This window comes from Phenylobacterium sp. (assembly GCF_035944335.1).
Classification (GTDB): domain Bacteria; phylum Pseudomonadota; class Alphaproteobacteria; order Caulobacterales; family Caulobacteraceae; genus Phenylobacterium.
This window is the reverse complement of record NZ_DASZBG010000023.1, coordinates 1-6381: the sequence shown is the minus strand read 5'-3', so window position 1 is coordinate 6381 and position 6381 is coordinate 1. Positions and strand designations below refer to the sequence as shown.

Annotated in this window: 7 protein-coding genes; 5 read left to right on the top strand and 2 right to left on the bottom strand. The window is 71.1% G+C overall.

What is annotated here, in order from left to right; genetic code table 11:
• Nucleotides 1-428: 428 nt before the first annotated feature.
• Nucleotides 429-2579 (bottom strand): lytic transglycosylase domain-containing protein, encoded by a 2151-nt coding sequence (locus VGT80_RS05440; RefSeq protein ID WP_327453629.1) that lies wholly within the window; start codon nucleotides 2577-2579, stop codon nucleotides 429-431.
• Between the two features lie 137 nt (nucleotides 2580-2716).
• On the opposite strand from VGT80_RS05440, the gene dapA reads away from it, so the two are divergent.
• The 5 genes from dapA to VGT80_RS05415 all read left to right on the top strand — a co-directional run bounded on the left by dapA (nucleotide 2717) and on the right by VGT80_RS05415 (nucleotide 5730).
• Nucleotides 2717-3601: a 4-hydroxy-tetrahydrodipicolinate synthase gene (dapA, locus tag VGT80_RS05435; RefSeq protein WP_327453627.1), complete on the top strand. Its 885-nt coding sequence runs from the start codon at nucleotides 2717-2719 to the stop codon at nucleotides 3599-3601.
• A 1-nt stretch (nucleotide 3602) separates the two neighbouring features.
• The gene (gene smpB / locus VGT80_RS05430) at nucleotides 3603-4073 is read left to right on the top strand and encodes an SsrA-binding protein SmpB (protein WP_327453625.1); all 471 of its coding nucleotides are present in this window, start codon (nucleotides 3603-3605) and stop codon (nucleotides 4071-4073) included.
• 151 nt (nucleotides 4074-4224) lie between these two features.
• A complete protein-coding gene (locus VGT80_RS05425; protein WP_327453623.1) occupies nucleotides 4225-4503 on the top strand; it encodes a DUF1778 domain-containing protein in 279 nt (92 codons plus the stop codon).
• Nucleotides 4504-4571: 68 nt separating this feature from the next.
• Entirely contained in the window at nucleotides 4572-4994 is a 423-nt protein-coding gene (locus VGT80_RS05420; protein WP_327453621.1) for a GNAT family N-acetyltransferase, read from the top strand.
• Nucleotides 4981-5730: a GNAT family N-acetyltransferase gene (locus VGT80_RS05415; protein ID WP_327453619.1), complete on the top strand. Its 750-nt coding sequence runs from the start codon at nucleotides 4981-4983 to the stop codon at nucleotides 5728-5730. The genes VGT80_RS05420 and VGT80_RS05415 overlap by 14 nt, the downstream gene beginning before the upstream one ends.
• Here the strand turns inward: VGT80_RS05415 and VGT80_RS05410 are convergent.
• Nucleotides 5727-6365 carry a uracil-DNA glycosylase gene (locus VGT80_RS05410; protein WP_327453631.1) on the bottom strand — a complete coding sequence of 213 codons (639 nt, stop codon included), beginning with the start codon at nucleotides 6363-6365 and terminating at the stop codon, nucleotides 5727-5729. The two genes, VGT80_RS05415 and VGT80_RS05410, sit on opposite strands and share 4 nt — an antisense overlap.
• Nucleotides 6366-6381: the final 16 nt, after the last annotated feature.

Below are 6381 nucleotides of genomic sequence, written 5' to 3'. Positions count from 1 at the left end.
GGCAGCAGCCGAAAGCGCGTCTGGCACCAGGCGAAGTCGATGCCCACATCGAGCAGGGCGTCGGACCGTCCGCAAGGGCAGGCGAATTCCATGACCTCGATGACCCGGTAGGTCTCTCCGGCCTGCAGGGGCGCCGGCCTTCCCGTGGCATGGTTTGGGGCGGCGTTCACGCAGAGAACCAGATCGCCAGGACCAACAGCGTCGCTCATAGCTTTCACCCACTACGTCTGCGGGGAGTTTAATCCCTTCCTGGCAAACGGGCAAAGACCGGTGTCCGCGCTGAACTCCCGAGCCCCCGCTCGTCCCGGCGAAGGCCGGGACCCAGATCCCATAGCTTTGAGGTGGGTTGGGCCTGCTCTCAGCTCTGGAGCCCTCGCCAAAGCCTTTCCATCTGGGTCCCGGCCTTCGCCGGGATGAGCGGAAGGGGATCAGTTCGACGACACCGGCGGGGTTGTCGGCGCATTGGCCGCCGCGGCCGAGACCGGCTGCAGGTTGGCGGTGACCGCGGGACCGACGCGATAGCCATAGCCGCCGCGCTTCAGGTCGCCGGAGAGGGTGATCGGAACCGTCCCGCCGTTCATCTTGGCGCGATAGACCTGCACGTTCTCCATCACCCGCATCACGTAGTTGCGGGTCTCCGAAAACGGGATGCACTCGATGAAGTCCACCGGGTCCGCGGACCCGCTGCGCGGATCGCCGCAATAGGCCACCCACTGGGGCGGCCGGGCGGGACCGGCGTTATAGGCCGCCGCCGCCAGGGCGTAGGAGCCGGAGAACTGGTCCACCAGCTTGCCCAGGAAGTGCGCGCCCAGCCGCATGTTGTAGTCGGGTTCGTAGAGCTGGCTGGCGGAATAGGAGACGCCCAGCTTCCGGGCCACCCAGGCGCCGGTCGAGGGCTCGATCTGCATCATGCCCCGCGCGCCCGTCGCCGAATGGACGCCGGGGTCGAAGCCGCTTTCCTGCCGCGTGATCGCCAGCACCAGCGCCGGCTCCGGCGCGCCGTCCACCTGCGGCAGGGTGCGGTACGGATAGGCGCGGTCGGTCAGGATGTAGCCGTGCTGGGCGGCGCTGCGGGCCACCAGCATGGAGAGGTACTGGTCGTTGTTGCCGCGCACCAGGTCGATCAGCAGGGCCTCGTCCTGCCGCGAGGGCAAGAGGTCGTCGAGGCTCAGCACGAAGGTCCGGTAGAGGTCGCGGTAGCCCATCTCGTAGAGCAGCCGCGCCGCCTGCACCGCCGGCCGGCCCTCGAAGCGGACGCGATCGGCGGGCGTGATCTCCGGGTCGGCGGTCAGCACCAGCTTGGCGCCGACCTTCTCGCCGGCCAGCTCGCCGTAGAAGGTGGTGTTGTGCACCGCCGCGGCCTCGTAGAAGCCGTCGGCCGCGGCCTTGTCGTGGCGCGCCTCGGCCGCCCGGCCTTCCCAGTAGAGCGCCCGCGCCCGGGTGATCGGCGAGACGCCGACCCGGTCGATGGTGGCGAAGTGCTTGGCCGCGACCTCCGGCTCGCCGAGCTTGGTGAGCGCCAGCCAGCCCGCGTAGAATTCCGCGTCGGTCGCCTCGCTGCCGAAGCCGATTCCCGAGTCCGCCGCCGCATAGGCCGCGTGGGTGTCGCCGGCCTTCAGCGCCGTCAGGATCAGGTGGCGCCGCTCCTCCCAGACCGCCTTGGCCTGTTCGGGGGTGACGATCTCGTGCGGGAAGTCTTTCACCAGGGCCAGCGCCAGGCCGTCCAGATTGTGGCGGCGCAGATAGGCGGCGTGTTCGAAGACCACGCCCGGGCTGTTCGCCACCGAGGCGGGCAGGGCGCTCGCCAGCTCGCCGGCGTTGGCCGCGTTGGCGCGGAAGGCCAGCCGCGCCTCGGCCGCCTGCAGCTGGTCGGCGGGGATCAGCGGCAGCAGGTCGCGCGCCGCGGCGGTGTTGGGGTTGTAGAGCGCGATGTCGACGCGCCGCACGTGGTCGTCGGGCGTCAGCACGTCGCCGAACCGCGACAGCATGGTCCGCTGGGCGTCGGAATCGAAGCTCTTGTCCCGCCACCAGTGCTTGATCAGGGTGGTCGCCGCCTGCGGCTTGCCCAGCATGCGCTCGGCGCCGGCCAGGGCCATGGCGCCCTGCGGGGTCTGCGGGTCGTTGTCGGAGAACCAGTCGACGATCTGCTGCGGCGGCTTGCCGGAGGTCTCGATCAGCCGCTCGGCCGCCAAGCGCCAGCGCGTGGCGTGCGGCCAGTCGGCGAGCTGGCGACGGGAATTGTCGATCTCGGCGAAGCCCAGCGAATCGCCGTCCGAATCGGCCAGCACCCAGCTGGCGACCTGGCGGGCGAGGGGATCGGTCAGGCCGTCGCGGGCGGCCCGCGCGCCGTTCACGTCGCCGCGGCGACCGCTGTCGATGGCGCGGCGCAGCAGCTGGACGTCCGACGCGCTCAGCGTCGCCGAGCCGGAGTGCACCACCGCGGCCGCCTCCACCGGGGCTTCCGGCGGGGCGCTTTGCAGCAGATCGGCGATCGGGTCGACCGGCTGCGCCCGCGCGGCCGCGCTCGCGACCAGGACGCTGCCGGCGATCAGCAGGATTTTACGAGCCTTGGCGTTCAAACTAACGGTCCCCAACGAACGAAGGGCCCCTCGCGGCCGGTGATACGAACATTGCGGGCTTGGCCCACTCCCCCATATTGTCGCGGCAATTCTGAATTTCGCTTAACAAGCGATCCCATCACGGCAATTTGCGTAAAATGACCGAGCCCTTGTTCCGCGGCGTGCTTCCCGCGCTGGTGACGCCTTTCCGCGACGGCGAGGTCGACGAAGACGCCTTCGTGCGCCTGGTCGAGCGCCAGATCGCGGGCGGCGTGCATGGCCTGGTGCCGGTCGGCACCACCGGCGAGACCGCCACCCTCAGCCACGACGAGCACCGCGCGGTCGTCGAGCTCTGCGTGAAGACCGCCGCCGGCCGTGTGCCGGTCATCGCCGGCGCCGGCTCCAACGCCACCGACGAGGCCATCGAGCTGGTGCGCCACGCCAAGACCGTGGGCGCCGACGCCGCCCTGGTGGTCACGCCCTACTACAATCGCCCCAGCCAGGAGGGGCTCTACGCCCACTACCGGGCGATCAACGACGCCGTGCAGCTGCCGGTGATCATCTACAACGTGCCCGGCCGGACCAGCGTCGACATCTCCAACGACACCCTGGCCCGCCTGGCCAAGCTGCCCAACATGGTGGGCGTCAAGGACGCCACCGGCGATCTCGCCCGCGCCTCCTTCCAGCGGCTGATGTGCGGCGAGGACTGGGTGATGCTCTCCGGCGACGATCCCTCGGCGCTGGGCTACATGGCCCACGGCGGCCACGGCTGCATCTCGGTGACCGCCAATGTGGCCCCCGAGCTCTGCGCCGCCTTCTACAACGACGCGCTCGCCGGCCAGTGGCAGGGCGCGCTCTATGGCCAGGACCGGCTGATCCGCCTGCACCGGGCGCTGTTCACCGACGCCTCGCCCTCGCCCACCAAGTTCGCGCTCGCCCACCTGGGGCTGTGCGCCGAGGACGCGCGCCTGCCGATCGTAGCCTGCTCCGAGGCGGCCCGCGCCGAGGTGCTGGCCGCCATGCGCGACGCCGGGCTGATCTGACATGCCAGGTTCGGGGCCGGGCAAGCTGATCGCCGAGAACCGCCGCGCGCGGTACGACTACTTTCTCGAAGACAGTTTCGAGGCGGGCCTGATGCTGACCGGCTCGGAGGTGAAATCCCTGCGCAACGGGCGCGCCAACATCGCCGAGAGCTACGCGGCGGTGGAGGGGCGCGACATCATGCTGGTCAACGCCGACATCCCGCCCTACGCCCAGGCCGGCCCGCACTGGAACCACGAGCCCCGCCGCCACCGCAAGCTGCTCCTCAAGCGCAAGGAGATCGACCGGCTGATCGGCGCGGTCCAGCGCGAAGGCCGCACCATCATCCCGACCAAGCTCTACTGGAACGACCGCGGCATCGCCAAGCTCGAGGTGGCGCTCGCCAAGGGCAAGAAGATGCACGACAAGCGCGAGGCCACCGCCGACCGCGACTGGGCCCGCGACAAGGCGCGGCTGCTTCGGGACAAGGGGTGAGGCGCGGTCGGCGAAGCCGAGCAATCGATCCGGGGGATCGATTGCAGTGACGAACGCCCGCAGCGCAAGCGGAGGGCCGGGGGGCCTCCCAGCAGCGCACGGCGTCAGAATGTAATGACGTCGTCATTACATTCTGCTAGACAGGGGCGTCATGACAGCCGCCCCCAAGCGCGAAACTCTGAACCTTCGCATTAAGCCGGAGCTGCGCGGCATGATCGACCGCGCCGCCGAACTTGCCGGCAAGAGCCGCACCGACTTTGTCCTCGAGGCCGCCCGCCGGGCCGCGGAGGACGCCATGCTCGATCGCAGCCTGTTCTCCGTCGGACAGGAGGTCTACGGCGAGTTCCTGGCCCGCCTCGACGCTCCGCCGCACGCCGACGATCGGCTTCGCCAGACCCTGCAGGGCAAGCCGCCCTGGGACGAGGCGTGACGGTCAGGCCGCCGGAGCCGCTCGGCGAGCACCACGATCTCGCCGGCTTCAGTTGCGGAGTCGTTTCGTTGGACGACTGGCTCCGGCGGCGCGCCCGCGCCAATCAGGCGAGCGGCGCCACGCGGACCTTCGTGCTTTGCGAGGGGGCGGAGGTCATCGGCTACTACGCGCTGGCCTCTGGAGCGGTGGCGCTCGCCCAGGCGCCGGGCCGGCTGCGGCGCAACATGCCCGAACCCGTGCCCGTGGCGGTGCTGGCGAGGCTCGCCCTGCGCTCCGATCGCCGGGGTCTCGGCTTCGGTCGCGCCCTGTTCCGCGACGCGGTGTTGCGCGTGCTGAACGCCGCCGAGGCGATCGGCATTCGTGGCCTGCTCGTGCATGCCCTCTCGGAGGAGGCCAAGGCCTTCTACCTGCGGCTGGGCCTGGAGCCGTCGCCGCTCGATCCCCTGACCCTCATGGCGACGCTTGCGGACCTGCGCGATGCCGTCCGCTGAAATCTTGGCTCCCACCGACATCCAGGGTCTGGAGCGCGCCATCGTCGCCTCCGTGGCGCCGCAGCGGGTGGTCGAGATCGCCGGCTGGCTGGTCCCCCTCGACGACGGCTCTATCGGCCGCGCCAAGAGCGCCGCGCCCCTGACCCACGCCGCCGACCCCGACGCCATCGCCGACATCGAGCAGATCTACCAGGCCGCCCGCCTGCCGCCGGCCTTTCGCCTCGCTGAGGTCCCCGGCCTCTCAGCCGTCCGCGACGCGCTCCTCGCCCGGGGCTACGCCCCGCACACGCCGACCATCATGAAGCTTGGAACGGCTGCGGGCCTGGCCGCCCTCAGCGAGGAGCCCGCCGAGCTCATGGACGCCCCCGACGCCGCCTGGATCGCCGCCTTCACCGGCGAGGGCTTCGATCCGCAGGAAGGCGCCCAGCGGGCCCGCAACCTGACCCGCGCCCCCGACGTCCGCTTCGCCGCGATCCGCCAGGGCGAGCGCACCGTGGCGGTGGGCGTCGGCAGCTTCAACGGCGGCTGGGTCGGCGTCCACGGCATGCGCACCGCGCCCGAGGCGCGCCGCCGCGGCCACGCCAGCCGCATCCTCGCCGCCATCGGCGCCGCCGCCCTGGCCCGCGGCCTCGAGCGCGCCGCCCTGCAGGTCAAGGAGGACAACCCCGCCCGCAGCCTCTACCGCGCGGCGGGCTTCAGCTCTGCGTGGCGGTACCAGTATTGGGCCAAGCCCTAGGCGAGCAGCGCCTTCGCCCGCGCGAACACGGCTTCGAACATCGCCGGCGTCAGGCGCCCGGTGTTCGTGTTGAGGCGCGAGCAGTGGTAGCTGTTCAGCACCGTGTAGGCGCCCGCCCGGAACTCTGAGCCGTGGCCGGCGATCCCGGCGCTGGCCTTCAGGCCGAGCGCGCGCAGCACGTTTCGCCGCGAGACGTCGCCCAGGGTGACGATCACCTGCAGCCGGGGCAGGGCGGCGATGCGACTCCTCAGGAACGGCCGGCAATTGGCCTCTTCGCTGGTCTCCGGCTTGTTGCCGGGCGGGGCGCAGCGGACGGCGTTGGAGATCATGCAGTCCACCAGCGCCAGGTCGTCGTCGCCGTCGGGATCGTAGCGGCCGGTCGCGAAACCGGTCTTCAGGAGCGTCCCGTAGAGCAGCATCCCGGCATGATCGCCGGTGAACGGCCGGCCGGTGCGGTTGGCGCCGGTGCGGCCGGGCGCCAGGCCCACGATCAGCAGCCGCGCGCGGTCATCGCCGAACGAGGCGACCGCGCCGTTGAACCAGCCGGGATGGGCCTGCGCGTTGGCGGCGCGATAGGCCACCAGCCTGGGGCACAGCGGGCAGTCGGCCGGCGCCTCGGGCGGATAGGCCGTCATCGCCTCAAGCGTCGGC